The 26,422-nt window shown below is 60.6% G+C and carries 25 protein-coding genes; 5 read left to right on the top strand and 20 right to left on the bottom strand.

The features are described from left to right. The first annotated feature begins 68 nt into the window (after positions 1-68). Positions 69-1,682 carry a Ppx/GppA family phosphatase gene (locus tag BG455_RS04895; protein ID WP_084386137.1) on the top strand — a complete coding sequence of 538 codons (1,614 nt, stop codon included), beginning with the start codon at positions 69-71 and terminating at the stop codon, positions 1,680-1,682. Here the strand turns inward: BG455_RS04895 and BG455_RS04890 are convergent. The 4 genes from BG455_RS04890 to BG455_RS04875 all read right to left on the bottom strand — a co-directional run bounded on the left by BG455_RS04890 (position 1,631) and on the right by BG455_RS04875 (position 4,771). Continuing rightward, positions 1,631-2,011 carry a hypothetical protein gene (locus BG455_RS04890; RefSeq protein ID WP_143079878.1) on the bottom strand — a complete coding sequence of 127 codons (381 nt, stop codon included), beginning with the start codon at positions 2,009-2,011 and terminating at the stop codon, positions 1,631-1,633. The two genes, BG455_RS04895 and BG455_RS04890, sit on opposite strands and share 52 nt — an antisense overlap. Positions 2,012-2,075: 64 nt before the next feature. After that, positions 2,076-2,759, bottom strand: coding sequence for a molecular chaperone DjiA (locus BG455_RS04885; protein WP_071468855.1), 684 nt, complete (start codon positions 2,757-2,759; stop codon positions 2,076-2,078). A 45-nt stretch (positions 2,760-2,804) separates the two neighbouring features. Further along, positions 2,805-3,311 (bottom strand): GNAT family N-acetyltransferase, encoded by a 507-nt coding sequence (locus tag BG455_RS04880; protein WP_071469123.1) that lies wholly within the window; start codon positions 3,309-3,311, stop codon positions 2,805-2,807. A 92-nt stretch (positions 3,312-3,403) separates the two neighbouring features. Beyond that, on the bottom strand, positions 3,404-4,771 hold the full coding sequence (locus tag BG455_RS04875; protein ID WP_071468854.1) for a class II 3-deoxy-7-phosphoheptulonate synthase: 1,368 nt from the start codon (positions 4,769-4,771) through the stop codon (positions 3,404-3,406). Positions 4,772-4,961: 190 nt separating this feature from the next. On the opposite strand from BG455_RS04875, the gene BG455_RS04870 reads away from it, so the two are divergent. Beyond that, entirely contained in the window at positions 4,962-5,951 is a 990-nt protein-coding gene (locus tag BG455_RS04870; RefSeq protein WP_071468853.1) for a GlxA family transcriptional regulator, read from the top strand. Positions 5,952-6,002: 51 nt separating this feature from the next. On the opposite strand, the gene BG455_RS04865 is transcribed toward BG455_RS04870, so the two are convergent. The 4 genes from BG455_RS04865 to lptF all read right to left on the bottom strand — a co-directional run bounded on the left by BG455_RS04865 (position 6,003) and on the right by lptF (position 11,813). Further along, positions 6,003-7,244: a peptidylprolyl isomerase gene (locus BG455_RS04865; RefSeq protein WP_071468852.1), complete on the bottom strand. Its 1,242-nt coding sequence runs from the start codon at positions 7,242-7,244 to the stop codon at positions 6,003-6,005. A gap of 125 nt (positions 7,245-7,369) precedes the next feature. Further along, the gene (locus BG455_RS04860; RefSeq protein ID WP_071469122.1) at positions 7,370-9,529 is read right to left on the bottom strand and encodes an LPS-assembly protein LptD; all 2,160 of its coding nucleotides are present in this window, start codon (positions 9,527-9,529) and stop codon (positions 7,370-7,372) included. Positions 9,530-9,606: 77 nt separating this feature from the next. Beyond that, positions 9,607-10,701 carry an LPS export ABC transporter permease LptG gene (gene lptG / locus BG455_RS04855; RefSeq protein ID WP_071468851.1) on the bottom strand — a complete coding sequence of 365 codons (1,095 nt, stop codon included), beginning with the start codon at positions 10,699-10,701 and terminating at the stop codon, positions 9,607-9,609. Then, positions 10,698-11,813: an LPS export ABC transporter permease LptF gene (gene lptF, locus BG455_RS04850; protein ID WP_071468850.1), complete on the bottom strand. Its 1,116-nt coding sequence runs from the start codon at positions 11,811-11,813 to the stop codon at positions 10,698-10,700. The genes lptG and lptF overlap by 4 nt, the downstream gene beginning before the upstream one ends. 140 nt (positions 11,814-11,953) lie before the next feature. Between lptF and BG455_RS04845 the strand changes: the two genes are divergently transcribed. After that, a complete protein-coding gene (locus tag BG455_RS04845; RefSeq protein ID WP_071468849.1) occupies positions 11,954-13,165 on the top strand; it encodes a cytochrome P450 in 1,212 nt (403 codons plus the stop codon). Between the two features lie 13 nt (positions 13,166-13,178). Here the strand turns inward: BG455_RS04845 and BG455_RS04840 are convergent, their stop codons facing one another. The 3 genes from BG455_RS04840 to BG455_RS04830 form a co-directional block, all read right to left on the bottom strand. Continuing rightward, positions 13,179-15,407 (bottom strand): xanthine dehydrogenase family protein molybdopterin-binding subunit, encoded by a 2,229-nt coding sequence (locus BG455_RS04840; RefSeq protein WP_071468848.1) that lies wholly within the window; start codon positions 15,405-15,407, stop codon positions 13,179-13,181. Then, the gene (locus BG455_RS04835; protein WP_071468847.1) at positions 15,404-15,877 is read right to left on the bottom strand and encodes a (2Fe-2S)-binding protein; all 474 of its coding nucleotides are present in this window, start codon (positions 15,875-15,877) and stop codon (positions 15,404-15,406) included. Before BG455_RS04835 ends, BG455_RS04840 begins: the two co-directional genes overlap by 4 nt. An 82-nt stretch (positions 15,878-15,959) precedes the next feature. Continuing rightward, the gene (locus tag BG455_RS04830; RefSeq protein ID WP_071468846.1) at positions 15,960-16,676 is read right to left on the bottom strand and encodes a DUF1223 domain-containing protein; all 717 of its coding nucleotides are present in this window, start codon (positions 16,674-16,676) and stop codon (positions 15,960-15,962) included. Between the two features lie 246 nt (positions 16,677-16,922). Between BG455_RS04830 and acnA the strand changes: the two genes are divergently transcribed. Together acnA and BG455_RS04820 are read left to right on the top strand one after the other, a co-directional pair. Further along, entirely contained in the window at positions 16,923-19,673 is a 2,751-nt protein-coding gene (acnA, locus tag BG455_RS04825) for an aconitate hydratase AcnA (protein ID WP_071468845.1), read from the top strand. 130 nt (positions 19,674-19,803) lie between these two features. After that, entirely contained in the window at positions 19,804-20,199 is a 396-nt protein-coding gene (locus BG455_RS04820) for a hypothetical protein (RefSeq protein WP_071468844.1), read from the top strand. A gap of 12 nt (positions 20,200-20,211) precedes the next feature. Here the strand turns inward: BG455_RS04820 and BG455_RS04815 are convergent, their stop codons facing one another. From BG455_RS04815 to secD, 9 genes are all read right to left on the bottom strand, one after another. Then, entirely contained in the window at positions 20,212-20,610 is a 399-nt protein-coding gene (locus BG455_RS04815; RefSeq protein ID WP_071468843.1) for a GNAT family N-acetyltransferase, read from the bottom strand. Further along, positions 20,607-21,143, bottom strand: coding sequence for a DsbE family thiol:disulfide interchange protein (locus BG455_RS04810; protein WP_071468842.1), 537 nt, complete (start codon positions 21,141-21,143; stop codon positions 20,607-20,609). Before BG455_RS04810 ends, BG455_RS04815 begins: the two co-directional genes overlap by 4 nt. Beyond that, entirely contained in the window at positions 21,136-21,294 is a 159-nt protein-coding gene (gene ccmD, locus BG455_RS04805) for a heme exporter protein CcmD (RefSeq protein ID WP_071468841.1), read from the bottom strand. The genes BG455_RS04810 and ccmD overlap by 8 nt, the downstream gene beginning before the upstream one ends. Beyond that, complete coding sequence (locus tag BG455_RS04800; RefSeq protein ID WP_071468840.1) at positions 21,291-22,022, bottom strand: heme ABC transporter permease; 732 nt, start codon at positions 22,020-22,022, stop codon at positions 21,291-21,293. The genes ccmD and BG455_RS04800 overlap by 4 nt, the downstream gene beginning before the upstream one ends. A gap of 52 nt (positions 22,023-22,074) precedes the next feature. Continuing rightward, positions 22,075-22,731: a heme exporter protein CcmB gene (gene ccmB, locus BG455_RS04795; RefSeq protein WP_071468839.1), complete on the bottom strand. Its 657-nt coding sequence runs from the start codon at positions 22,729-22,731 to the stop codon at positions 22,075-22,077. Next, the gene (gene ccmA, locus BG455_RS04790) at positions 22,728-23,351 is read right to left on the bottom strand and encodes a heme ABC exporter ATP-binding protein CcmA (protein WP_071468838.1); all 624 of its coding nucleotides are present in this window, start codon (positions 23,349-23,351) and stop codon (positions 22,728-22,730) included. The genes ccmB and ccmA overlap by 4 nt, the downstream gene beginning before the upstream one ends. Positions 23,352-23,414: 63 nt before the next feature. After that, a complete protein-coding gene (locus BG455_RS04785; RefSeq protein WP_071468837.1) occupies positions 23,415-23,771 on the bottom strand; it encodes an Mth938-like domain-containing protein in 357 nt (118 codons plus the stop codon). Between the two features lies 1 nt (position 23,772). Beyond that, complete coding sequence (gene secF / locus BG455_RS04780) at positions 23,773-24,744, bottom strand: protein translocase subunit SecF (RefSeq protein ID WP_071468836.1); 972 nt, start codon at positions 24,742-24,744, stop codon at positions 23,773-23,775. 10 nt (positions 24,745-24,754) lie between these two features. After that, positions 24,755-26,422, bottom strand: a complete 1,668-nt coding sequence (gene secD, locus BG455_RS04775) for a protein translocase subunit SecD (protein ID WP_071468835.1) — start codon at positions 26,420-26,422, stop codon at positions 24,755-24,757.

Here is a 26,422-nt window from a genome sequence, read left to right as displayed (position 1 = left end):
AGAGATTGACCCGGTCCTGCCCGAAAGGTTAAGATGCCCTTAGTCGATGTCAGACAGGAGCTGCCCTAATGGATGGCAACGCGCTCGCGGACACAGCGGGCTATGACGCCCCGAATACATCGGGCCTGTTTGATACACCCGTTTTCGCTGACCCCCAGACGCGCGCGCTGAAGCATGTGGGCGTGATCGATGTCGGGTCAAACTCTGTGCGGTTGGTGGTGTTTGATGGCGCGGCGCGCAGCCCTGCCTATTTCTTCAATGAAAAGGTGCTATGCGGGCTTGGGCGCGGGCTGGCCGAAACCGGCAAGCTGAACCCCGAAGGGCGCGTTCGCGCGCTTGCCACGCTCAAGCGGTTCGCGCTGCTGGCGCGGGGCATGTCACTGTCCAATCTGACCATGGTTGCCACCGCCGCCATGCGCGAGGCCGAGGACGGGCCCGAATTCTGCGCCCAGATCGAATGTGAAACCGGCCTGCGCATGCGCATTGTCGATGGCCCCGAAGAAGCGCGCCTGTCCGCGCAGGGCGTGCTGACAGGCTGGCCAGACGCCAAGGGGCTGGTCTGCGACATTGGCGGCAACAGTATGGAACTGGCCGTGATCGGTGATGGCAAGGTGCATTGCAACGTCTCCTCAGGGCTTGGCCCGTTCCGCCTGCAACAGATCGGCGGCGGCAAGAAAGGGTTGCGCGACCATATCGGCCTTGTGTTGAAAGATTTGCGCGATCAGGTCGGCGTACACCATGACGCGCTGTATCTGGTGGGCGGATCATGGCGCGCGATTGCACGCATGGATATGGAACGCCGTGGCTATCCGTTAAAGGTGCTGCATGAATACGCGATGACGCCCAAGGCGATCCGCAAAACCATCGACTGGATCACGGATCAAGACCCCGCAAAGCTGCGCGCGATGACAGGTGTGTCTGCCGAACGCATGAGCCTTGTGCCGCTGGCCTGTCAGGTCTTGCGCCAGCTGGTGCATGTGTTCAGCCCCAAACATGTCTATGTGTCCAGCTATGGAATCAGAGAGGGGATCTTGTATGAACAGATGCCCGAAGACCTGCGCCGCCGCGACCCGCTGATCGAGGCGTGCCATTTCATGGAATATTCCAGTTCGCGGATTCCGGGGTTTGGGCGCAAGCTGTACCATTTCCTGTTGCCGCTTTATCGCAACCGCCCGCCCGCGCGGCTGCGCCTGATTCGCGCGGCCTGCCTGCTGCATGATGTGAACTGGCGCGCCCATCCCGATTACAGGGCGGATGCCTGTTTCGACACCACCACCCGCGCCAATCTTGGCGGGCTGGACCATCCGGGCCGCGTGTATCTGGGGATTGCGCTGATGTATCGCTACAAAACCAGCGGCATGCGCCCGCGCATCAAGGAAATTGCAGGGCTTTTGCCTGACAAGGATCTGGCAGAGGCAAAAATGCTGGGGCGCGCGCTGCGATTCGGGGCCATGTTCTCGATGGATGGGCCAGAGAATGCGGGCGAGTTGCGCTTTTACCCGAAAAAGGAAGTGCTGGAACTGGTGTTGGAACGCGACATGCAAGCGCTTTTCACCGAAGTGGCGGAACAACGATTCGCAACCCTGACAAACCAGATCGGGGCAGAGGCAAAAGTCCGCGTGCGGCGCACTCACAATTCGAATGGCAGGTCCGACTCTGTCTCGGGCGATACCCGGTCTTGATCGGGGGCGGGTTCGGGGGCCGTGTCGCCCCCCTGCCGCCGACGGATCAGAATATCGCCATTGGGCAGAATTTCAGGCGGGTGATACTGCGTCATATCGCGCAAATTCTGCAACAAGCGCTGCAATTCCGGCTCTAGCGCGGTGAAATCGCGTTCAAGTTCGCGCAGGTGCGGTTGCGCATCGCGCATAAACCCGCGCAACATCCGCTCGAACAGGTCGAAAATTTGCGGCGTGCTGTCCTGTGCGTCAGGCCGCGCACCCTCTTCCTGTGCCTGCACAGGCACAGCCATCAAGGCGCAAAGGGCAAAGGTCCATAAAGTGGCTTTCATGCTGGCAGTATAGCTGCGCCAAGGGTTTGCCACCAGCGCGCCGAGTGCCACTCTCAGAAACGTGTCAGGCTGCGTGGCCTTGCTGGATTTCTTCCCAAGCGCGATTCAGGTCGCGCAAGCGGTGCTCTGCCAGCTTTACCGCTTCTTGTGGCACACCGCGCGCAGCCAGCCTGTCAGGATGCGTTTCGCGCACGGCATCGCGGTAGGCGCGCCGGATCACGGCGATGGGGGCATCCTGACTGACTTCCAGCACATCATAAGGGTCTGGCGGCACATCGCCCACAAAGCGCGCCCGCAAACACCGAAAGCAGCGCTCTGTCAGGCCAAAAATATCCGCGACTTCGCGCAAGAACGCCTCTTCTTGCGGGTGAAAGCCGTCATCGGCCATTGCCACCTCGAACAGCCCTTCCATCAGGTCCACCAGAACAGGGTCACGGGGCGGAAACATTGCGGCAATCTTGCGCGCATAAAGGTCAAACCCAGCCACATCCTGCCGCGCCAGATTGAACACCCGCGCCGCGTTGGCCTCTTCCTCTCGGGGGATGGTGAAAATGCGCCGAAATGCGGCCACTTCGCCGCGCGTCACCTGCCCATCCGCTTTGGCCAGTTTCGCCCCCAGCGCAATGACTGCAATGGTAAAGGCGACAGTGCGTTCCGGCGGCGTGCGCAAACGGTCGAACACGCTGCTGAGCGGCTCTCCCTTGCGCAGGGCAGTCAGGGCATCGGCAATACGGGTCCAGATCGACATAAACGTAACCCTAACAGGGACAAATCTGGAATGCAGCAGTACAAATTACCGCACTCCAAGGAATTTCTGCATCAAAACCAGATCGTGAAACTGGCCAAACTTCCAACCAACTTGCGGCATGGTGCCAACCGTAAGATAGCCCATCTTCGCATGAAAACCGACACTGGCCGCATTTGCGCCCGTGACTGCTGCGACCATCACATGATGGCCTGCCGCTGCCGCGTGCCCCTCTAGCGCCAGCAGCAGCGCGCGCCCAGCCCCTTTGCCGCGCGCAGCGGGGGCAAGGTTGATCGTATGCTCCATGCATCGCGCATAGCCTGCGCCCCCCCGAAATTGCGCATAGCTGGCAAAACCCAGCACTTGCGCTGCGTCCTGCGCGATCAGGAAAGCATGCCCATCCGCCTGCCGCGCCGTGATCATCGCCTCAATCTCGGAAATACTGCGCTGCACAGGGTTAAACGTAATAACTGTGTCGCGGATAATCGGGTTCCATATTGCGGCAATCGCTTCCGCATCATCAGGCGTGGCATCGCGCAGGGAAACTGGGGGCATCTGGGCAATCCGGTCATGGGCCAAGGGCAAAAGAGAGGGGCTTTGGCCCCTCTCCCTGTCGCCCCTTAAGGGGGTTTTTCCTTCAGGCTCTGTCAGATTGCAGCCGCAAGTTTCTGGCGGCGGCCGACCAGTTCTTCCGACACAAGGAACGCCAGTTCCAGCGACTGGCTGGCATTCAGGCGCGGATCGCAGGCAGTGTGATAGCGCTGCGACAGGTCTTCATCCGACACGGCGCGCAAGCCGCCTGTGCATTCGGTGACATCCTTGCCTGTCATCTCGAAATGAACGCCACCGGGAATGGTGCCTTCAGCGTTGTGAATGGCAAAGAATTCGCGCACCTCGCGCAAGACCGAATCAAAGGGCCGCGTTTTGTACCCCGAGGAGGATTTGATCGTGTTGCCATGCATCGGGTCACAGGTCCAAAGCACATTGGCGCCCTCGTCCTCGACCGCGCGAATCAGCCGTGGCAGATGGTCACCCACCTGCCCTGCCCCAAAGCGCGCAATCAGTGTCAGGCGGCCCGCTTCGTTTTCGGGGTTCAGCGTGGCCATCAGGCGCTTGAGGTCATCCGGGCTGATCGAAGGGCCGCATTTCAGCCCGACAGGGTTCTGCACCCCACGGCAGAATTCGACATGCGCGCCATCAGGCTGGCGGGTGCGGTCGCCAATCCAGATGAAATGGCCAGACCCTGCCACCGGCAGGCCCGAGGTAGAATCAACCCGCGCCAAGGCTTCTTCATATTCCAGCAACAGCGCTTCGTGGCTGGTGTAGAAATCGACCGACGAAAGCTCTTTGCTTGTCTCGGACGTGATACCCGCAGCCGTCAGGAAATCCAGCGTGTCGGTAATGCGGTCGGTCATTTCGCGGTAGCGCTCGGCCTTCTCGCCATCGGCAAAGCCAAGCGTCCAGGAATGCACGCGGTGCATGTCAGCATAGCCGCCCTTGGAAAAGGCGCGCAACAGGTTCAACCCTGCCGCCGCCTGCGTATAGGCTTGCAGCATGCGGTTCGGGTCTGGGATTCGCGCCTCGGGGGTGAAGTCGAACCCGTTGATGATATCGCCGCGATAGCTGGGTAATTCCTGCCCGCCAATCACCTCTGTCGGGGCGGAACGTGGCTTGGCGAATTGCCCTGCCATGCGCCCGACTTTCACCACAGGCACTTTGGCCCCATAGGTCAGCACAATCGCCATCTGCAACAGCACCTTGAACGTGTCGCGGATGCTGTCTGCGCTGAACTCGGAAAAGCTTTCGGCGCAATCCCCGCCCTGTAGCAAAAACGCTTCGCCCTTGGCGGCGGCACCCAGCTTGCGCTTGAGCGCGCGGACTTCGCCCGCAAAGACAAGCGGCGGGTATTGGCGCAACTGCGCTTCTACAGCGCCAAGCTTGTCGGCATCCAGATATTCAGGCATCTGAATACGCGGGCGCGTGCGCCATGTCGATTTCGTCCAGCCTTGGGTCATTAGGTGCCTCCGGGTGTCAATTCTGTGGTGCAGCGTTAGCGGTCGCAGCGCTGCTCGGGCCTTCTATACAAAAGCACATTGCCGCTTGCAAATACGATTGCTCTTGCGCGGGGAAAGGAAACTTGTTTGTGTCTCGGCCACCTTAACTGAAGACGCGCGTAAACACATGGTTTCAACTCTCCAACGTCATATGTCCCGCTCTGGCGATGCCGCGCGCCATCAGGTTGTCTTTCTGTTGCTGGAACGCTTTACACTGATGGCCTATGCTGCAGCGGTAGAACCGTTGCGCCTGGCCAACCGTGTGGCTGGCAAGCCGCTATACAGCTGGAAGCTGGTCAGCGAAAGCGGCACAGCGGTAACCTGTTCCAACGGAACGCAGATTGCCGTGTCAGAGGGGCTGGACGATATTCCCAATGATGCAATGATCGTGGTGTGCGGCGGGCTGGATGTGCAACGTACGACGACACCCGCCATATTGTCATGGCTGCGCAAGCGCGCGCGCCATGGCAACACCATTGGCGGCATTTGTACCGGCGCATGGACCTTGGCCAAAGCGGGGCTGCTGGACGGGCACCGCGCCACGATCCATTGGGAAAACCACGATGCCCTGATCGAGGATTTCCCCGAGATCGACCTGACAAAATCGGTCTTTGTCATCCATGGCAAACGCCTGACATCGGCAGGCGGTACGGCCCCTTTGGATATGATGCTGACATTGATCACCAATGCAGAAGGCTCTGATCTGGCGCATGCTGTCGCCGACCAGATGATCTATTCCTCGATCCGTACCAACCGCGACACGCAACGCCTGTCGATTCCCGCCCGCATCGGCGTGCGCCATCCGAAACTGGCGCGGGTGATCGAATTTATGGAAAACCATATTGAAGACCCGATCAGCCCCTCAGACCTTGCCAATGAAGTGGACATGTCCACCCGCCAGTTGGAGCGGCTGTTCCGGCGCTATCTGAACCGCAGCCCGAAGCGCTACTACATGGAATTGCGGCTGGAACGCGCGCGCAACCTGCTGATGCAGACGGATATGAGCGTGATCAGCGTGGCACTGGCGACAGGCTTCACCTCTCCGTCACATTTCTCGAAATGTTACCGCGCGCATTACGACACCACGCCCTACCGCGAACGCGGCACCCATGGCAGCGAGGAAGAGGACGACATAAGCTAAGCCGCGCAACCCCTGCTGCGCGGCTTTTGGCTGGTTCACTTTCGCTGGTGCCTAGAAGTCGCGGATATCCGCATCTGCGACAAGCTCTTGCAGCTTTACATTGGCCATTTCGCCAAGGCGGCGGTCAAAAATAACATCTCGGACACGGGCATCGCTTGGTGCGTCCTCGAATTGCAATTCGCGGCTGCACAGCATCAGGACAACCAGATTGCCACCCTCTGTCGTGTTGGCAGATATCTCGTTGCGATCCAGACGCGCCAACTCTACCGCGTCAGAGCGGGGAATATCGTTTATCAGCGCTTCGCGCTCGCTCAGGGCGTCTTGCGGCAAATCGCGGGCAAAGGGGCCAAGCCCTGCGCAATTGCGGGCCTGCTGGCGCATCTGCGCGACACGGCCAAGGTTTTCGTCGCTGCGCCCGCCGGGCAAAAGCAAGCGGGCATAGTTCAGAACAACCCTGTCTGCGGGAATGTCACGCGTGCTCTCGCGGGCGCGAAGCTGGAAATAGGCAATCGCCCCGCTAAGCGGGATCGGACCAACGATTTGCCCCGGCCGCGCCTGCAAAATTGGCCCCGATATCGGCCCCGGCAGGTTTTCAACAGGCACCCAATCGGGCAAACGCCCGCCTTGGTCGCGCGAACCGGCCAAAGAGAATTCGCGCGCAAGATTAGAGAATTCCTCGACGCTGCGCGCGCCCTCGATCATCTCCATGATCTGGGACACGGCCTCTGCAAATTCGGGGTCGGTGGGCAGAAAAATCTCGGAAATCAGCACGCGTTCCCGCCCAAGGATCGCGGCCACATCGCGCGAACGGCGCACATCGGCACCCGAGACGTCGATCAATGCCGGAAACCGCTGTGCCACGACCTTGCGCCATAGCAAGCCTGCCTCGACAAACCCCTCGAATGTTTCGGCATCGACACCGCTTTCCCCGAGGGCTGCGACAAACTCTTCCGTTGGCAGTTCGGCACGCGCGGCGAATTCCGCCATCCCTTCGCGGATTTCATCGCGGTTTACCCGAATGCCCAGACGCCGCGCATAATCGCGCTGCACCGCTTCTTCGGTCAATCGTGTCAGCGCATCGCGGCGCATATCTGCCGCGCCTGCATTCAGCACTGTCATGAAATTGATGCGCTGCTCGACATCGTAATTGCTGATGACACGGTCATTGACGGTGCGCGCGGGGGCAAACATGTTTTGCGCCTGCGCTGGCAGTGGGGGGGCAAAAAGCACAACAGTACAGGCCGACAGCACCAGACCAAAATGTTTCAGCAGTGAAGTCTTGGAAAAGTGCATCAGATCCGTCCGTTTCTTGCCATAGCCAATTAAATCTTGCTTAGTGCGGGTTACACGCTTTTGCGGGCATTGTCATCATACTTGCATCTTGCACAGGCCCCGTCGCGGCACGCGCGCAGCCCATGTCAGATGTCATTGCACCTGCTGCGCGCCCGGGACGGATTGCCGCCAAGCCCCAGAATATCCACACTCAACCCCAGACTTGTCCGATCATCCACAGAGGTGGCAGACGCGAATTGCCGCTCGATCCCGATCGCCATACGCAGACACTCGTTTTCATACCCCAAACCGACCATTGCACGCGCGGCGCGGTTGCGGGCAATATCATAGCGCCAGCCCACCCGCGCGGTCCAGAAATCATCTATATCGCGGGTGCCGTCAAAGCTCCATTCAGAGGCTGAACGCAAGCGCCCTTCAAACGGGTTATCGATGATCCGCATATAGCTTGTTGAAATCGTATAGTTTTCACTTGTCCAATCCAGCTCCAATGCCGTGCGTTGCAGCCGGAAATCCGAGGTGAAAACCGAACGGTTGCTCAGTTGCAGCCCGATCAGAGTGTCGATGCTGCCTGCAATAAACCAGTCGGACTGCGCCCCTGACAGCGGCGTTGCAGAGGCGAATTGCCCCGGATCGCGCTGCCGCCAGATGCGCCCCAGCGTCAATGTACTGGACCATCCGTCCGCGTCGCGGCGCGTCCAGCTGATTCCAAGATTGGCCCGCAAGCCGCCCTCCCGACTGTCACGGCTGGCGAAACGGTCATAGCTGAACAGATTGCCCTCATCCAGTTCGGGCATGCGGTTGCCCTCATGCGGCAGGCTGTCCAGACGGTCGCGCCCCCAGATCACCTGCGCGACAGGTTCGATCACATGTGTGACAGCATTTGCCCCGCTGCGCACCAGCGGCCAGCGCAACTCTGCCATCAGGTTGGGCGTGATCCGCGTGGCAGAGTTGGGAAATGCACCGCCCGTATCCGACAGGCTGAACTGGTCCAGCCCGACTTGTCCCCCCACGGCCCCCAGCACCCCCCATGGCAGAACTGTGTCGCGCCGCCAGTCCAGATCAAGGCTAAGCCGGCCGATGCGGCGCGGGCGCGCGCCGGTTGTCATGGACGGGGTCGCGGCAGGCAGTGCCGCCGCACCCAAAGCCTGCCTGCGCTGGTGCACATGCGCTTCCAGCCGGAAGCCTGCCACGCCGCCCAAGCCCGGCACATCCATGCGCCGCTCCAGCACGGCCTGCCCGACCTGATTGGGCAGGGTGGCATTCGCGTCATTCAACCGCATGGACCGGAACTGCAACAGTTGCACACGCATGCGCGCGTCGCGGCGCACCTGCTGCAAGGTGATATCACTTGTCAGCCGCGCCGCGCCGCGATCGTAATCGTCCAACACACGTTTATCTGTGGGCTGGATCAGGTTGAAGCTAAACGTATACCCGCGCCCAAGCGCGAATTCACCTTCGGCATAGCCAAAACCCCGTGTCGTGCCGGGCCTGATCGAATCGCGCGCGACAAGACCACCAAACTCTAGCCGCCCTGACGCGAAAGCCTGCCGGTAGCGAAACTCAAGCGCTTGCGTCCCTTTGGACCCCAGAAAGGGGGTGAGGGTCAGATCCCTGTCTTGCGACAACACAAGAAAATACGGCGTGCGCAGCCCGACCCCATGCCCGGTATCAATAGAAAACCGTGGGCTGAGAAAGCCGCTGGCGCGCTGCAATCTGGGGTCAGGCACGCGCAAGCGCGGAATATAGGCCAAAGGCAGGCCAAACATGCGGAATTGCGCATTTTCAAAATAGACCTGTTGTTCCATCTCGTCATGCACCACGCGGCGGGCGCGAATTTCCCAAAGCGGGGTGCGCCGCTGCGCGCAAATCTCGCAGCTGGACGCGATGACATTGTTCATTTCGGTAAAACGCCCGTCCAGCCGTTCCACCGAATGGGCCGCAATTTGCAACTGCTCGTCAAACACCACACGCGCCGAGCGGATCAAGCCGCGCCGCAGGGCATCCGACATCTCGGCCTGATCGGCCAGAATGATCACCTCGCGCCCGTCATTCAGCACCAAGGGCCCGTCAATCTGCAAGCTGCCATCCCGCCGGTTATAGACCACGCGCCGCGCTTGCAGGCGGGTCGTGCCAAACAGCGCCTCGACATTGCCTTGCGCAACAAGCCTGTCAGCGCCGTCAATGCGCAACTCATCCGCGACCAATGTTGCGAATCGCGCCTCTTGCGCATTGGTCTGCGCCAAGACAGGCTGCGCCCAAGGCCCAAGGCCCACTGCCCCCAGCATGACCCCCGCACATAGCGCATGCAAAATGCGTGGCGCAAAACGCCTGCACACTGCTTGTGTTGGATGCCTTTCGGGCATCACCCTTCCTCCAGATTCAGCATAACCCCGATTGCCATCAGCAGCGTGGCAACCGGCAGCCCCCATGCTGCCAGACTCACCGGAATCTGTCCGCTTTCCCCAAGGACTTGCGCAAAGTTACGCAGAAAGAACAGCGCAAATCCAGCCAGAATCGTGATCAGCGCGCGCACACCGGCACTGCCAGCGCGCATGTGGTGAATGCTGAGTGCCAGCGCCAGCAGCATCAGCCCTGTCAGCATAACCGGCAAGGCCAGCTCCATATTCAGGCGCATCCGGTGTTCCAATGCCGAAAAACCCGCGCGTTCCAGCGTCGCAATGAACGCGGGCAATTGCTGCAGTGGAATGGCGCGAACCTGTGCAAAGCTGTCGCGGATCTGTTCCGGCGTCAGGTCGGTGGGCACATCCAGCCTGTCGCGGAATTCGGCGGCGTGTTCGGGGTTGGGCGCCGACAAATCCCACAGTTTGACGCGGTCAAGCTGCCACAGGCCCGGGCGCAGGACCGCGCGCTCTGCATGCAGGCGGCGGGTAACCCCGTCTGTGCCGTGAAACACCAAGAAAGTGGCGTTTTGCAAAATCGTGCCAGTGGCTTCGGCGGTCATGGCATGAATGACAGTCTGCCCCTGCGCATCGGCCTGACGCAACCATAGCCCTTGTGTGCTGATGGTCGCCACGGTGCCGGGCTGGTCTTGCATCACGGCCAGCGCGCGGCTGTATTCCCGCGATGCACCCGCCACAAGCGGGTTCATCACCGCCACAAAGCCCATGCTTGCAACCAGCACCGCCAAAGCGGGCACGACAACCAGACGCGGCACGGATTTGCCGGTCGCGCGGATCACAACAAACTCGGACGTGCGCGACCAGCCCAGCCCCACCCACATTGCGGCCAACATCAGTACCAATGGGGCAATCTCGTAAAATCCTTCGGGCAGGTTCAATGCGGACAGGCGCAAGACCTGCCCGAAACTGACAGATTGCCCTGCCAGCCTGCGCATCTGCTCGACCATATCCAAAAGCAGAAGCATGCTTAGAAAAATGCCCGAGACCATCAGGAAACTGCCTGCCACCCGCCGCATCAGGTACCGTTCAAGGATCATATGCGCCCCCGCTGCCGCATGCGGCGTGGCCAGGACACCCACAGCACCATTGCACCCATCACCACCAGCCCCAGCCCCACAGGCACAAAGGCCAGCCCCGCGCGGGCTGCATCGCGCAGCGCCGGGCCGGAACTGGCATTGCCCACCAACTGAATCAGCGCCAGCGCCACAATCGCCGCCAAGACCTGACGCCATGCACCAAGGCGGCTGAACTGGCCCAGAAACACAGCCGCAAACCCGATAAGCGAGGTGACAACCGCCAGCAGCGGTTGCGCGTGGCGCGACATCAATTCGAACCGCACCTCTGCCAGTGTCAGGCCCATTGGTGCAAGCGTGGCGCTGTCGGCATCGCGCAGCAGCCGCGTTGGCAATTCGCGCACATCAGGGCCGCGCCCCGCAGGGCCGATCAGCGCGCCCACGTCATAACTCAGATCATCAAACGCAATCGTGGTCAGCCGCTCTGACCCCTCGGAATAGATCAGCGCCACCCCGTCCAGCATGACCAGCACAGGCCCTTGCGGCCCCGGCACCAGCAGCGCCGATGCGGCATTATATTCCACCCGCGTGCCCGGGCTGCGCGCATCGGAGAGGAACACATCTTCCAGTTTCCCCTCTGGCGTGACGTTGCGCAGGAAGACGACAATTCCATCCGCAGGTTCCAGAAACTCGCCCGCGCGCAAAAACCGCGTGGTGATGTTTTCGGCAATCTCGACCTGACGTTCGGTCAGTTGTGCGCGCGACAGGGGCATCAGCACATGCATCAGCAGCGCCAGCATCAGGGCGACAATCACCCCGAACAGCGCCACAGGGCGCAGCATGCGCAGATAGGACATGCCGCTGCCTTGCAGCACGACCATTTCATTGTCGCGTGACATGCGAATGGCCACATACACTGCCGCCGCAAAGGCCGAAAGCGGCAGCACCACGCGAATCACATTGGGAAGCGTCAGGGCGGATAATTCCAGAAACACCCAGAAACTCTGCCCGTCGCCGATCAGCGCATCAAACAGCCGTGCGGCACGGTTGACCCAATAGACCGAGACCAGCACCAGCGAGAAAAAGGCAAATACAGCCAATAACTGCGCCAACAGATATCTGTCGATCCGACTCACCCCTGCGGCACCCTTTGTTACACTACCGTGTCAGAGTATCGGCACAGGCCACAGAAGAAAAGCGCCACGCGCACTTGCCCCGCCGCCGATCCTTGCGCAGTCTGCGCGCGCAGGGAAGAGTTCGAGGAGAGGGCAAAACCATGACACCCAGTGACGCAGGCCATTTCGATCTTGCCAACCCGCCCGCAGGGTTTCGTGATGATCCGTTTGCCATATATGCCGCACTTCTCGCCGCGCATCCTGTGCTGCGCCAGCCCGATGGGTCTGTGCTGCTGACACGCCATGCCGATCTGGATGCGATCTACCGCGACACAGCGCGCTATTCCTCGGACAAAACCGAAATATTCGCCCCGAAATTCGGCCGCGATGCGCCGCTCTATGAACATCACACCACGTCGCTTGTCTTCAACGACCCGCCCCTGCACACCCGCGTGCGCAAGATCATGACCTCGGCGCTGACCCCGCGCGCGATTGCGCGGATGGAACCGGGCTTGATTGCGGCGGTAGATGCGCTGCTGGACCGGATGCAGACACGCCCGCAGATTGACCTGATCGAGGATTTCGCCTCGGCCATTCCGATCCAGATTATCGGCAATCTGCTGGATGTCCCCCATGACGAACGCGGCCCGCTGCGCGACTGGTCGCTGGCGATACTTGGCGCGCTGGAGCCTGTGTTGAGTGAGGACGAACTGGCACGCGGCAACCGCGCGGTTGAAGAGTTTGTGGCATATCTCAAGGATCTTGTCGCACGGCGGCGCGCATATCCCGGCGACCCAGAAACCGATGTGCTGACGCGCCTTATCATGGGCACCTCTGAAGGCGCGCAACTGTCCGAGCGCGAATTGCTGCAAAACTGTATTTTCATTCTGAATGCAGGGCATGAGACAACCACCAATCTGATTGGCAACACGCTGGCCCTGCTGCATGACCACCCCGACCAACTGGCGCGGCTGCAAGCGGACCCTGCCTTGCTGAATTCCACAATCGAGGAAAGCTTGCGCTACCTCTCGCCCAACCAGTTCGGCAACCGTGAAACCACCGAGGATGTCATCATCGGCGGCCACCAGATCGCGCGCGGCACCAATCTGCATCTGTGCATCGGGGCCGCCAATCGTGACCCTGCGGTTTTTGACGACCCGCAACGTTTCGATATTTCCCGCAAGCCCAACCGCCATCTGGCCTTTGCGGGCGGGCCGCATATCTGCGTGGGGCTAACCCTTGCGCGGATGGAAGGGCGTATCGCCGTTGAACGGTTTCTGGCGCGTTTTCCGAATTTCCGCTTCCAAGACGGGCGTGTGTCTGGCGGGCGTATCCGCTTTCGCGGCTATGCCGCGCTGCCCGCCAAACTTTGACATGCAATGTCACCTAGACCAGAAAATCTGCATGCTTGATCAAGGGCAGTTCGCGCACCCGCTGCCCTGTCAGCGCAAACAGCGCATTGGCCAGCGCGGGCATGGCGGGCGGTGTGCCCGGTTCCCCCACCCCGCCCATATGCGGGTTGTCCTGTACAATCGCCACCTCGATGCGGGGTGTGTTGAATATGCGCAGCGCGTCATATTCGGGGAAATTGCCCTGATCCGCGCGCCCGTCGGTGAAGGTAATCTCGCCCATCAGGGCCGCGGACAGGCCATAGATCAGCCCCGATTCCATCTGTGCGCGCACGATTGCAGGGTCCAGCACCAGTCCCGGATCACAGGCGATAAAGGCGCGCGCGATGCGGATCTTGCCCCCCTCGCGTTCCAGATCGATCACAACAGCGGTCGGCGTGCCGAAAGACCATGTCATCGCCACCCCGCGCCCAACACCCTCGGGCACAGGCGCCCCCCAGCCTGACAGGTCGCGCACTGCCTCCAGCACGCCACCTGCCACAGGGCTTTCCGCGCTGACATGATCCAGCCGGAATTGTAACGGGTCACGCCCTGCCGCATGGGCCAGCTCGTCAATGAAACTCTCGTGGAAAAAGCCGTTGAAGGAATTGCCCACGGCCCGCCAGAACCCGATGGGCACATCCAGATCGGCCAGATGCCCTGCCACACGGTAATTCGGAATTGCATAGGGCTGGTCGAACGCGCCCTCGACATGGCCCTTGTCCGGCCCGCCCATCTCTCGTCCGATCATCCGACCGATGGCCGCACGCGTGACCGAAGGGGCGGCTATCTTTGCGTCAAACAGAACAGCGCGCCCGTCGGACACAGCGCCACGCATCCGCGCAATGGCGGCAGGGCGATAGAAGTCATGGCGCATGTCTTCCTCGCGCGACCATGTCAGGCGGATTGGCGTTTGCGGCAACATGGCTGCCAGCGCCGCCGCCTGACGGGTGATATCCGTCTCTACCCGCCGCCCGAAGCCGCCCCCCAGAAACACTGTATGCAGCGTGACATCTTCAACAGCTATCCCAGCCGCGTCAGCCGCAACTTTCGCGTGCTCTCTCGGGGCCTGATTGCCCACCCATAGCGTCAGATGCCCGTCTTGCAGCAGCGCTGTCGCGCCCATCGGCTCCATCGTGGAATGGGCAAGGAACGGGGCGCGGTATTCAACCTCTATCTGGGCTGCGAGATCATCGGGGCTGCCCTGATCGCGCATGGTGGAATTGGGCCGCGTGTCAAAGGCGCGCGCGATCTGGTCCAACATCTCATCGGTGGTTGCGGGCAAGGGCGATGGCGTCCAGTCGATCTGCACAGCCTCTGCGCCCTGCATCGCGGCCCATGTGTTGCTTGCGACAACTGCGATACCATCGCCCAGATCAAGCACTTGCTCGACCCCTGGCAGTGCCAGCGCAGGCGCGGGGTCAAACCCCGCCATGCCGCCGCCCAAGTACGGGCAGACGCGCACTGTCGCAAACTTCATTCCGTCCAAATTGATATCGGTGGAAAACTGCGCCTGCCCTGTCACCTTGGCGCGCATGTCACTGCGTGGCAGTGAGCGGCCCAAAAGCTTCCAGTCATCAGGGTTGCGCAGCGCCACTTGCGGCACAGGGCGCGTGGCCGCTGCTTCGGCCAGATCACGATAATCGATTTCGGTGCCATCAGGCGCAATCACCTGCCCGGATTCCGTGCGCAGCGCGCCGATCTCCACACCCAAACGCTCTGCCGCGACCGCTTTCAATGCCTCGCGCGCGGACGCGCCTGCCATGCGCATGCGCGTAAACCCATCTATGGTCGAGGTGGACCCGCCTGTGACCTGCAAGCCCAGCAGCTTGGTCGCGGCGCCCAACCCTTCGGTGACACTGCGCTGCCAGTCCTGCATCGCATAGCCCGGCACAGGCAATGCCCCATGCGCCAGCGCGGCATTGAAATAGGCGGCAGCGGGCGGGCCATGCAGCACACGCACGCTTTCCCAATCGGCATCCAGTTCTTCTGCCACAAGTGCGGCAAGGGTTGTATGCACCCCCTGCCCCATTTCGGCGCGCGGCGCGATGATGCTGATGCCGTGCTGGTCAATGATGACATAGGGGTTCAGGCTGGCGCCCTGTTCAGGGCGCAGCGGATTCGTGACCGGCTTGCGAATCTGGTAGATACCGAAAGCGGCCCCGCCAGCCACAGCGACAGCGCCTACCAGCAGGGTGCGGCGGGTGATCTTGCCAAGGCGGCTCATCCTGCGCGCCGCCCGTCAAGCGCGCGCGCGGCGTCGTGTATGGCCGCGCGGATTGCCGAATATGTGCCGCAGCGGCATAGATTGCCCGCCATTGCGGCGTCAATCTCGTCATCTGTCGGTGCGGGCGTTTGCGCCAGCAATTGCGCCGCCTGCATGATCTGCCCTGACTGGCAATAGCCGCATTGCGCGACCTGATGGCGGACCCATGCCTGTTGCAGGGGGGCAAGTGTGTCGCCTGTCGACAGCCCTTCGATCGTGGTCACATCGCCCCAGACATCGCCCAATGCAATCTGGCAGGCGCGCACAGCTTCGCCATTGATATGCACAGTGCAGGCCCCGCAGGCGGCCACACCGCAGCCGAATTTCGTGCCTGTCAGGCCGAATCCATCCCGCAACACCCATAGAAGCGGGGTTTCAGGGGCGAATTCGGTTTCTCTGCGTGTTCCGTTCACAACCAGCGTTACCGCCATGATCTGTGCCTGCCTGTTATAAATACGTTAAAAGAGATGTAGCAACCCAATGCCGCATGTCATGCGCCTGCGTTGGAAAATTTTACCTGCGCCGCGCTGTTGCCAGCACGGGGCCTTGGCCTTGTTCCTGAATAACCACTACGACCGGATCATCACCCTGCACCTGCACAGAATGCTGGAACGGGCGCACCCCGTCCCATGTGCCGATCACATCCCAAGAGGTGACGATGTTCCGGTAGACAACTGACCTGCCGCCATTCTCGCCACCCAGAATTTCAACCAGTTCCGAATCCCGATAGCGCACAAGCTGCACCTCTGCGGCATAAGACAGCCCATTTGCCGCCACCGCCTCGATCTGGATCTGACTGCCCGGCTGCCCTGTCAGGGTCAGCCGTACATCGCTGTCCGTGACGGATACTGACAGATGCGTGGCAATCGCGCCCATCACCTGCGCTTGCGCAGAGCCTTTCACCTCGTCTATGCCGCCGATAATCATCTGCGGCGTATAGACCGAGGCCCGCCCCTTGGAACGTGCGTAATCTTTCTGGCGTTTGCTGAATTTCGCCTGACCGAAACTGTCGGTCCAGCCGATATAATCCCAGTAATCGACATGCAGCGCCAGCGCGATCACATCTTCCCGATCTGCAAGCGTGTCCAGAATCTTATCTGCAGGCGGACAGGCAGCGCAGCCTTGGGATGTGAACAATTCAACCAGCACAGGGCTATGTTGCGCAACGGCAGGGGTTACCAAACCAAGCATCGCCGAAAAGAAAACCCCGAAGCGATTGGCCAGCCGCATGTGAACATCCCGTCTTTGTTGTGTGGACCCGATCTAACCACGCAGTCGGGGTGGGGCCAATCAAGGTTTTGCGAGAAGTTCGGAACGCGGCAAGATCGCCACACCGCAGGGGTAAACAGGGGCACCACAAAAAAACTGTGCACAACGGTATACAAATTGCCGGTTTTTGCTTGATCGGCCTTGCCGGAAAAGGGTAAGGCTGGTGCAGCAACAGCCCTTTTCACCCTCAAGGGAGGCCAAAGCCCCATGACCGTATTTGTCGGAAAAGACAGCGCAGGCACGCGCAAGACCCTAAGCGCAGGCGGCACATCCGTCGCGTATTATTCGATCCCCGCCGCAGAAGCTGCCGGCCTTGGCACTTTCTCCAAACTGCCTGCCGCGCTGAAGGTGGTTTTGGAAAACATGTTGCGTTTCGAAGATGGCAACACTGTCACGCTTGACGACATCAAGGCATTCTCCGACTGGGCCACGAATGGCGGCAAGAACCCGCGCGAAATCGCCTATCGCCCCGCCCGCGTCCTGATGCAGGATTTCACGGGCGTTCCCGCTGTCGTCGATCTGGCCGCCATGCGCGACGGGATCAAGGCGCTGGGCGGCGACGCGCAGAAAATCAACCCGCTGAACCCTGTCGATCTGGTCATCGACCACAGCGTTATGATTGATGAATTCGGCAATCCGCGCGCCTTCCAGATGAATGTGGACCGCGAATATGAACGTAACATGGAACGTTACACTTTCCTGAAATGGGGCCAGGGCGCGTTCAACAATTTCCGCGTTGTGCCACCGGGCACAGGTATCTGCCATCAGGTCAATCTTGAATATCTCTCGCAGACTGTCTGGACCGATAAAGACCAGAACGGCGAGACCGTGGCCTATCCCGACACGCTGGTGGGCACTGACAGCCACACCACAATGGTCAATGGTCTGGCCGTGCTTGGCTGGGGTGTTGGCGGGATCGAGGCTGAAGCCGCGATGCTGGGCCAGCCTGTGTCGATGCTTATTCCCGAAGTGGTCGGTTTCAAACTGACCGGCGCAATGGTCGAAGGCACCACAGCAACCGATCTGGTTCTGAAAGTTGTACAGATGCTGCGTGCGCATGGCGTGGTCAGCAAATTCGTGGAATTCTACGGCGAAGGGCTGGACCATCTGCCATTGGCGGATCGTGCGACCATTGCCAATATGGCCCCCGAATATGGCGCTACCTGCGGCTTTTTCCCGATCGATCAGGAAACACTGCGCTATCTGGAACAGACAGGCCGCGACAAGGACCGCATCGCACTGGTCGAAGCTTATGCGAAAGAGAACGGCATGTGGCGCGGCGACGATTACGCGCCGATCTATACCAGCACGCTGGAACTGGACATGAGCACTGTTGTGCCCGCCATTTCCGGCCCCAAGCGCCCACAAGACCACACACCGCTAGACCGCGCCGCCGAGAAGTTTCTTGAGGTTGTCTCAGAATATCGCGGTCTTGCCGCTGATTCCGAAGCCACCGACATGGCCGATGAAGGCCCCTCACCCGCAGCCCCAACCGACCCGCGCAAAACTGCCGCAGTCGCGGGCGAAGAGTACACGTTGCGCGACGGCTCGGTGGTGATCGCCTCGATCACCTCCTGCACCAACACCTCTAACCCCTATGTCATGATCGGCGCAGGGCTGGTGGCGCGCAAGGCGCGCGCGCTGGGGCTGACGCGCAAGCCGTGGGTGAAAACCTCGCTCGCGCCCGGCTCTCAGGTTGTGTCCGCCTACCTTGAAGCGGCAGAGCTGCAAGAGGATCTGGATGCCATCGGCTTCAACCTTGTGGGCTATGGCTGCACCACCTGCATCGGCAATTCCGGCCCGCTGCAAGAAGAAATCTCGAAAGCCATCAACGAAAACGACCTCATCGCAACCTCGGTCCTGTCGGGCAACCGGAATTTCGAGGGGCGCATCTCGCCGGATGTGCGGGCGAACTATCTCGCATCCCCTCCGCTTGTGGTGGCCTATGCGCTGGCGGGCGATATGAATATCGACATCACCAAGGACCCGATCGCGCAAACGCCCGATGGCAAGGATGTCTATCTCAAAGACATCTGGCCAACGCAAAAGGAAGTGGCCGATCTGGTGCAGCAAACTGTCACGCGCGATGCGTTCCAGTCCCGCTACGCGGATGTCTTCAAAGGGGATGAAAAGTGGCAGGGCGTCGAGACGACCGATTCGGAAACCTATGACTGGCCATCCACATCGACCTATATCCAGAACCCGCCCTATTTCCGCGACATGCCGAAAGACGCGGGCACGATCTCGGATATCAAGGGCGCGCGCGTGCTGGCCATTCTGGGCGATATGATCACAACCGACCATATCAGCCCCGCCGGCAGCTTCAAACAGACCACACCGGCTGGCAAGTATCTGGAAGAGCGTCAGGTGCCTGTGCGCGAATTCAACAGCTACGGGGCGCGGCGCGGCAACCATGAGGTCATGATGCGCGGCACCTTCGCCAATATCCGTATCCGCAACGAGATGCTTGAAGGCGTCGAGGGTGGCTATACCAAAGCCCCCGATGGGACACAGGCCGCGATCTTTGACGCAGCCATGGCCTATCAGGCCGAAGGCACGCCGCTGGTTATCTTTGGCGGTGTCGAATATGGCGCCGGCTCTTCGCGCGACTGGGCGGCCAAGGGCACCAGCCTATTGGGTGTCTCAGCAGTGATCGCTGAATCCTTCGAGCGTATCCACCGTTCCAACCTCGTCGGTATGGGCGTCATCCCGTTCGAGTTTACAGGCGGCGATACCCGCAAATCCTTGGGGCTGACAGGCGATGAAGTGATCTCGATCACAGGGCTGGAAGGCGATCTGAAACCCCTGTCAGACGTGCCTTGCTCGATCACCTATGCAGACGGGCGCGAGAAGACCATCATGCTGAAATGCCGGATCGATACAGGTATCGAAAAGGAATATGTCGAGCATGGCGGCGTGCTGCATTATGTGCTGCGCAATCTGGCCAAAGCGGCCTGATATGGGCTGCCTTCAATAAAACCCGACGACCCCGGCCTTGCGCCGGGGTCTCTTTTTGCGGCTCCCTTGGTTGACCTTGTGCAGATCAGCGATTACCCCGCTGGGAAAAATAAGAGGAACTCAAGCCCATATGACAACCCGCATCATCGCTCTTGTTCTGCTTGGCCTTGTGATGGGCTTTATCCTGCTGATGGCCTCGGTTTCGTTTTTTGTCCGCGATCCCCTGCCGATTGTTGGCGCGAACCAGACATTGCTTCTGCATACTGCCGAAATCTCGCCGCAGATCAGAACCTCTGTCGCAATAGATGGCGGATACAGGGTTGATCTGACAGTCGAGCATGCCGAAGCCCAAGACCCTCAGGTGGTGCTGCGCCCTGTGGGCGGGCAAGCCATCATATTGGACACTGGCCTAGACAGCAGTGGCGCATGGTCCGGTTCTGGTCAGATGACACGGCCGGGGCGGTGGGAACTGGTGCTGACCGATGGGGCCGCGCGTGAAACCCTGCCCTTTATTGTGCGCGAATAGGCTTTCAGTCTTTCAGGGGCGATGCGCGAAAATGAACGCATGCGGGTGGCGCTGGAAGCCTGCCTGCTCATAGAATCTGACCGCATCGGGGGCAGAGAGTAAAAGACATGTCTTCACCTGCGGTGCGGCGGCGGCAGTATGCGCCAGCAAGGTCTTTCCGATCGCCCTGCCGTGATAGTCTGCATCAACGCATAGATCAGAACAATACAGGCAATAAGCCCAATCGGTGATCGCGCGGGCCGCCCCGACCAGCCTGCCTGCATCGCGCGCGGTTATCACCAGTTGCGCGCCGCGCAACATCGCAGCCAGCCGCGCAAGGTCTTTCGGGCGGCGTTCGGATAGGCCGGATGCGCACAAAAGCTGCGCAAATTCTGCCGCCTCCAACTCAGGCTCTTGCGCGTAGTCGATCATCGTGCCGCGGCACGCTCCATCGCGGGCCGGATACGGGTTTCAACAACCTGCTGCGTGATTGGCCCTGCAAACCGCAGGATAATCGTGCCATCGCCCGCGACAACATAGGTTTCAGGCACCCCATACAGACCCCAATCCAGCCCCATGCGGCCCGCAGCATCCTGCCCGCTGGCCGCAAATGGGTTGCCCAGCTCATCCAGAAAATCCAGCGCACGATCTGCCTGATCGCGGTAATTGATGCCATAAACCGGCACTTCCTGCGCCAGCTCTTCCAGCAACGGATGCTCGGCGCGGCAGGGTGCGCACCAAGAGGCCCAGTAGTTTACCAACTTCACCTCGCCATCGCGCAAGGTGGCGTCATCGAACAGGTCCAGATCGCCCAACTGCGTCAGCACCACTGCGGGTGCCTCCTGCCCCTCGCGCGCGGAAGGCAGCGCCTCGCGGTCTTCGCGCAGGTTCCCGAACCAGAACAAGGCGGCCAGCGCCAGAAACAGCACCGGCGGCAGGAACATTAGCGGTCTGAATTTACCCATTCTTTCCTCGTCTTGTCTCGATTTCATCCAACTGCCTGCGCACTGACCGCGCGCGCGCCCAGTACCACAGTGCCAGCCCCCCAAGCAGCCCTAAAGAGACCAGATAGGCCAGCGACACTTCCAGCGCGTATCGTCCAAGGTCGGGCATCATGCCATCCGCTCCCGTGCGACAAGGGCTTTCATGCGCCGCGCGCGTATTTCAGTGCGCGTGCCTGCCAGCACCAGTGTCAAAAAGATCAGCCCGAAACCCACCATGCAGGTGTAGAGCGGGGCCTTATAGGCCCAGTCCATCCGCGTGCCCGGCGCAACCGACAGCGACGCCCCCTGATGCAGGCCCTGATTCCAGAAAATCGCAGCATAGCGCGACAAGACCGCGAAAACAGATCCGACAAGACATAACACCGCTGTCAGGTCGGCCCCTGTATCGGGGTCGTCAATCGCCGACCACAGCGCGATATAACCCAGATAAAACAGCATCAGAATAAGGAAGCTTGTCAGGCGCGGGTCCCATGCCCACCATGTGCCCCACATCGGCTGGCCCCAGACCGCGCCTGTCACCAGCCCGATCAGCGTCATCACCAGCCCGACAGGTGCGGCCGCCTTGGCCGCCAGCGCGCTGACATGGTGCCGCCGGATCAGCCAGACAAGCGAGGCCACCAGCATCATCACCCATGCATTGATCGCCATCATCGCAGCAGGCACATGGATGAACACGATCTTCACAGTCGATCCCTGCCGGAAATCATCGGGTGTAAAGAAGAACCCCCAGATCAGGCCGGTCGCTGTCACCAGCACCGCAGCCGTTGCCACGATTGGCAACAGCCAATCTGTGGTCCGCATGAATTTCAGCGGGTTTGCATATTCCCAAAAAGACGCCATGAGACTTACCTATCTTTCACTCGGGTCGCGCTCAACTCCGCAGTGTTGCGGATCACCGAAGGTTTATCCGCAGCACATGGGCAGATGCAAAGGGCAATATTGCCACAGCCCCTGCCGTGATCCCTGCCAATAGCGCCAGCGGCGTGTTCACTGCCAGCCCCATGGCCCCGCGCGACACAACCTCGGCCCCGAACACCAGTGTTGGAATATAAAGTGGCAACACCAGCAAGGACAGCAACAACCCCCCCCGCTTCAGCCCCACAGTCAGCGCCGCGCCGAATGTACCGATCACCGACAGCGCAGGCGTTCCCACCCCCAGCGAGACGATCAGCCAGACATACGCCTCTGCCGGCAGGAACAGCAACAGCCCCAATACAGGCGAGATCAGCACTAATGGCAGCCCTGTTGTCAGCCAATGCGCCAGCGCCTTTATGCTGACTGCGGCCTCCAGCGGCACTGGCGCTGTGGCCAGCAAATCCAGCGACCCATCTTCGAAATCCAGCGCAAAAATACGGTCCAGCGACAACAGACAGGCCAGCAGCGCGCCCACCCACAAGATACCCGGCGCGATCACCGCCAGCGTCTGTGGTTCCGGCCCCACGCCAAGCGGCACCAGCACCGCCAGAATAAGGAAAAACGCCAGCCCAAGCCCAAAGCCGCCACCCGCCCGAAAGGCCAGCCGCAAATCCCGCATCAACAGCGCTGTCATAAGAACGCCTCGTCAAAATCGCCACTGCCGGTTTCTGGCAGGCGCGCTTTGAATGGCGTCAGGTCAAGAATCTCTGCCTCTGGCAGGCCAAGGTCGATATGCGTGGCCATAACTGCCATGCCGCCCCCCGCCAGATGGGCGCGCACCACATCCCCGAACAGCGCGACCGAGGCCACGTCCAGCGAAACAGTCGGCTCGTCCAGCACCCAGACGGGCCGCCCTGTCACCATCAGCCGTGCAAGCCCCAAGCGCCGCTTCTGCCCTGCGGAAAGGTTTTGCGCGGCCCGCTCTGCCAGCGCGCAAAGATTCATCCGCTCCAGCGCGGTAGAAGTCTCGCATGTGCCGTAAATCGCGGCCCAAAAGCGCAGATTTTCCGCAACAGTTAACGTGGCCTTGATCCCGTCTGCATGTGCTGCATAAGCAATCGCATCGGGCGGGCAATCAATCTCGCCCGACAAGGCAGGCTGCAATCCGGCAATGGTGCGCAAGAGTGTGGTTTTACCGCAGCCATTGGGGCCTCGCAAAACCAGCGCCGCACCCGATGTCACCGAAAAACTTACCCCTTCCAGCAAGGGCAATCCACCGCGCGCACATGCCAGGTCCCGCACATTCAACACCACGCGCGGCCTCGTTCTGCCCCGACAGTCTTCATTTTCTTGCTAAAAATACTCAAATGCCTGCCCTCAGCCCACAGGCAAAACGGCAAGGGCAACGCGCCGCTGTTCGGATAATAGCACATTATAGGTGCGGCAGGCGGCGGGGCTGTCCATGATCTCGACACCCAAACCCGCCTCTTCCAAGCGCGTGCGCAATCCGGCGGGGATATGCGCAACCGCGCCTCCTGTGCCGATAAACACGACATCCACCTGTCCGACCAGTTCCAACAGCGCCTCTGCATCCTCATAACCGCCCCAAGTGCGAACCTGCCCCGGAACAACCAGCAAGGGCGCGTCATGGGCCTGCCCGCCGATGCGGAAAAAGCCGGGGCCATACCCTTCGACAGGCTGGGCCGCACCGAAGTCAATCTCGGTCAGGCGCATCTCAGCCCTCCTTCACGCCGAATTGCGTGCCAGAAGTGTCGCCCGAATTCTTGGACCAGTCGCGCTTGACACCCAGCCGCAGCAACACCGCAGAGGCGACGAAGACCGATGAATATGTCCCCACAATCACGCCCCAGATCATCGCAAACACGAAGCCGCGGATCACATCGCCGCCCAGGATGAACAGCGCCAGCAGCGCCAGCAAGGTGGTGACCGAGGTCATGACCGTACGCGACAGTGTCTCGTTGATCGAAAGCGTCAGTACTTCTTTCAAGGGGCGCTTTTTGTATTTGATCAGGTTCTCGCGCACGCGGTCGAAGACCACCACTGTGTCATTCAGCGAATAGCCCACGATGGTCAGCAATGCCGCGATAATGGCCAGATCGAACCGGATTTGCAGCACACTGAAAATCCCGATTGTCAGCACAATGTCATGCACCAATGCCGCCACTGCCCCCACCGAGAACTGCCATTCAAAGCGCAGCCAGATATAGAACAGCACTGCAGCCAGCGCCAGCACCACCGAAATAACCGCAGACTGGATCAACTCGCCCGAGACTTTGGGGCCAACAGAATCCACCGCCGCAAAGGTCAGGGTCGGGTCAAGTTCCTGTAACGCCGCGCGCACGGCAGAGATTTGCTCGGTCGTGATCGCCTCGGTTCCTTCCTGGGCCTGAATACGGACCATCGCCACGTTGCGATCAGCACCAAAGGCGGGATCGAAGACTTCGGTAATCGCCACATCGCCAAAGCCCAGTGGCATGACTGCGGCGCGGTATTGCGCGATATCGACAGGGGCCTGCGCCTCGGTCCGGATCGATGTGCCGCCGCGGAAATCGATGCCGAAATTCAGGCCCATTACCGCGAAGGCCACAATCGACAGCACCATTGCCACCACCGACGCCCCGAAGGTCGTCTTCCAATGGCGGAAGAAATCAATCGAGGTGTCTTGCGGAACCAGTTTCAGTCGCATGTTCAACCCCTTAGATTACAAGTGTTTTCGGGCGCTTGCGCTCGAAATAGATGACCATCATCAGGCGCGTGACCATCAATGCGGTGAAAACCGAGGTCAGAATACCCAGACCCAGCGTGATCGCAAAGCCCCGCACCGGACCAGAGCCCATCGCAAACAGGATCAGTGCCGTGATGAAAGTGGTGATATTCGCGTCCAGAATGGCCGACAGGGCTTTGTCATAGCCCAGTTCTATCGCGCGGGCTGGCCCTTTGGCGGTGCGCATCTCCTCGCGTATCCGCTCGAATATCAGCACGGTCGCATCCACGGCCATGCCGATGGTCAGCACGATCCCCGCAATCCCCGGCAGCGTCAGCGTGGCACCGATCAGCGAGAGCAGCGCGAAGATCATCGAGATGTTCAGCAGCAAGGCGATATTGGCGATGACGCCGAAAATACCATAACTTGCCACCATGAAGGCCAGCACAGCCACCATGGCCACAATTGCGGCCGTCCGGCCTGCATCGATGCTGTCTTGGCCCAGTTCGGGGCCAACAGTGCGTTCTTCCAGAAAATCCATTTCGGCGGGCAAGGCGCCTGCGCGCAGCAAAACGGCAAGCTGGCTGGTTTCCTCAACAGTGAACCGGCCTGTGATAATCCCGGACCCGCCCGGAATATGGCTTTGGATGACAGGGGCAGAGATCACCTCGCCATCCAGCACGATCGCGAAAGGGTTGCCAATATTCTCGGCGGTATAAATGCCAAAAGCGCGGCCACCGGACGGGTTGAAGCGGAAATTCACCGCAGGGCGGTTGTTCTGGTCCATGCCCGGTTGCGCATCGACCAGTTGTTCGCCCGTCACGACAGGGGTTTGTTCCAGAATGTAATAAGTGCCCGCCTCGTCCAGCGAGGGGTAGATCACTTGCCGTGGTCCCGGAACCTGATCTGGGTTCGAGGTGACATTCACGACCGGATGAAAGGTCAGCCGTGCCGTGGTGCCAATAAGGGCCTTCAGTTCCTCTGCCGACCCGATGCCGGGCACCTGAATAAGAATACGGTCTGCGCCCTGACGCTGGATCGTGGGTTCGCGGGTGCCTGCCTCATCCACACGGCGGCGGATGATTTCCAAAGACAGGCGCATCGTGCGCTCGTCCGTGGCAAGGCGTTCTGCCTCGGACAGGGTGACGACGATATCTTCGCCATCGACCCGTACTTCAAGATCCTGCGCTTGAGAAAAGCCGGCCATGGATTGTGTGGGCTGCGCCAGATCGCGCACAAAACCTGCGGCCTGATCGGTTGCGGCCGTATTTGCAATCCGCACCCGCAATTCGCCGGGATCATCTGACGGCATGCGCCGCACTGCGCCGACAATGTCACGCTCATCGCGCAAACGGTCACGCACTGCGGGCCACATGCCATCGATGCGGTCTGCATAGACATCGGCCACGCGGACCTCTGCCAGCAAATGCGCCCCCCCCCGCAAATCCAGCCCCAGATTGACAAGTAAAGAGGGCAGGAAGGCAGGCCAGCGTGCGCGCGCATCTTCCAATGCAGCGTTGCCCTGCCCTGCCTCTATCATGGCGACGGCGTCATTGTGCTGCTCAACCCGGTCATAAAACAGATTGGGCACCGCAAACAGCAGCGCCAAGGCGCAGGTGGACCAGATCAGGACGCGTTTCCACATCGGTATTTGCAGCAT

Source organism: Roseinatronobacter thiooxidans (assembly GCF_001870675.1).
Taxonomy (GTDB): domain Bacteria; phylum Pseudomonadota; class Alphaproteobacteria; order Rhodobacterales; family Rhodobacteraceae; genus Roseinatronobacter; species Roseinatronobacter thiooxidans.
The sequence above is the reverse complement of the archived record's forward strand: the minus strand, read 5'-3'. Positions and strand labels throughout refer to the sequence as shown.

What these genes read in the sequence shown, in the direction of transcription:
- BG455_RS04860 (WP_071469122.1), bottom strand. Translation starts at nt 9,529, where the DNA reads ATGCTGGGGGCAGTGGGCCTTGGGCCTTGGGCGCAGCCTGTCTTGGCG.
- BG455_RS04845 (WP_071468849.1), top strand. Translation starts at nt 11,954, where the DNA reads ATGACACCCAGTGACGCAGGCCATTTCGATCTTGCCAACCCGCCCGCA.
- BG455_RS04890 (WP_143079878.1), bottom strand. Translation starts at nt 2,011, where the DNA reads ATGAAAGCCACTTTATGGACCTTTGCCCTTTGCGCCTTGATGGCTGTG.
- BG455_RS04810 (WP_071468842.1), bottom strand. Translation starts at nt 21,143, where the DNA reads ATGGGTAAATTCAGACCGCTAATGTTCCTGCCGCCGGTGCTGTTTCTG.
- BG455_RS04785 (WP_071468837.1), bottom strand. Translation starts at nt 23,771, where the DNA reads ATGCGCCTGACCGAGATTGACTTCGGTGCGGCCCAGCCTGTCGAAGGG.
- BG455_RS04885 (WP_071468855.1), bottom strand. Translation starts at nt 2,759, where the DNA reads ATGTCGATCTGGACCCGTATTGCCGATGCCCTGACTGCCCTGCGCAAG.
- ccmB (WP_071468839.1), bottom strand. Translation starts at nt 22,731, where the DNA reads ATGACAGCGCTGTTGATGCGGGATTTGCGGCTGGCCTTTCGGGCGGGT.
- lptG (WP_071468851.1), bottom strand. Translation starts at nt 10,701, where the DNA reads ATGATCCTTGAACGGTACCTGATGCGGCGGGTGGCAGGCAGTTTCCTG.
- BG455_RS04865 (WP_071468852.1), bottom strand. Translation starts at nt 7,244, where the DNA reads ATGCACTTTTCCAAGACTTCACTGCTGAAACATTTTGGTCTGGTGCTG.
- ccmD (WP_071468841.1), bottom strand. Translation starts at nt 21,294, where the DNA reads ATGATGCCCGACCTTGGACGATACGCGCTGGAAGTGTCGCTGGCCTAT.
- BG455_RS04895 (WP_084386137.1), top strand. Translation starts at nt 69, where the DNA reads ATGGATGGCAACGCGCTCGCGGACACAGCGGGCTATGACGCCCCGAAT.
- BG455_RS04820 (WP_071468844.1), top strand. Translation starts at nt 19,804, where the DNA reads ATGACAACCCGCATCATCGCTCTTGTTCTGCTTGGCCTTGTGATGGGC.
- acnA (WP_071468845.1), top strand. Translation starts at nt 16,923, where the DNA reads ATGACCGTATTTGTCGGAAAAGACAGCGCAGGCACGCGCAAGACCCTA.
- BG455_RS04875 (WP_071468854.1), bottom strand. Translation starts at nt 4,771, where the DNA reads ATGACCCAAGGCTGGACGAAATCGACATGGCGCACGCGCCCGCGTATT.
- BG455_RS04840 (WP_071468848.1), bottom strand. Translation starts at nt 15,407, where the DNA reads ATGAGCCGCCTTGGCAAGATCACCCGCCGCACCCTGCTGGTAGGCGCT.
- BG455_RS04800 (WP_071468840.1), bottom strand. Translation starts at nt 22,022, where the DNA reads ATGGCGTCTTTTTGGGAATATGCAAACCCGCTGAAATTCATGCGGACC.
- BG455_RS04815 (WP_071468843.1), bottom strand. Translation starts at nt 20,610, where the DNA reads ATGATCGACTACGCGCAAGAGCCTGAGTTGGAGGCGGCAGAATTTGCG.
- BG455_RS04830 (WP_071468846.1), bottom strand. Translation starts at nt 16,676, where the DNA reads ATGCGGCTGGCCAATCGCTTCGGGGTTTTCTTTTCGGCGATGCTTGGT.
- BG455_RS04870 (WP_071468853.1), top strand. Translation starts at nt 4,962, where the DNA reads ATGTCCCGCTCTGGCGATGCCGCGCGCCATCAGGTTGTCTTTCTGTTG.
- secF (WP_071468836.1), bottom strand. Translation starts at nt 24,744, where the DNA reads ATGCGACTGAAACTGGTTCCGCAAGACACCTCGATTGATTTCTTCCGC.
- BG455_RS04880 (WP_071469123.1), bottom strand. Translation starts at nt 3,311, where the DNA reads ATGCCCCCAGTTTCCCTGCGCGATGCCACGCCTGATGATGCGGAAGCG.
- secD (WP_071468835.1), bottom strand. Translation starts at nt 26,422, where the DNA reads ATGCTGCAAATACCGATGTGGAAACGCGTCCTGATCTGGTCCACCTGC.
- BG455_RS04835 (WP_071468847.1), bottom strand. Translation starts at nt 15,877, where the DNA reads ATGGCGGTAACGCTGGTTGTGAACGGAACACGCAGAGAAACCGAATTC.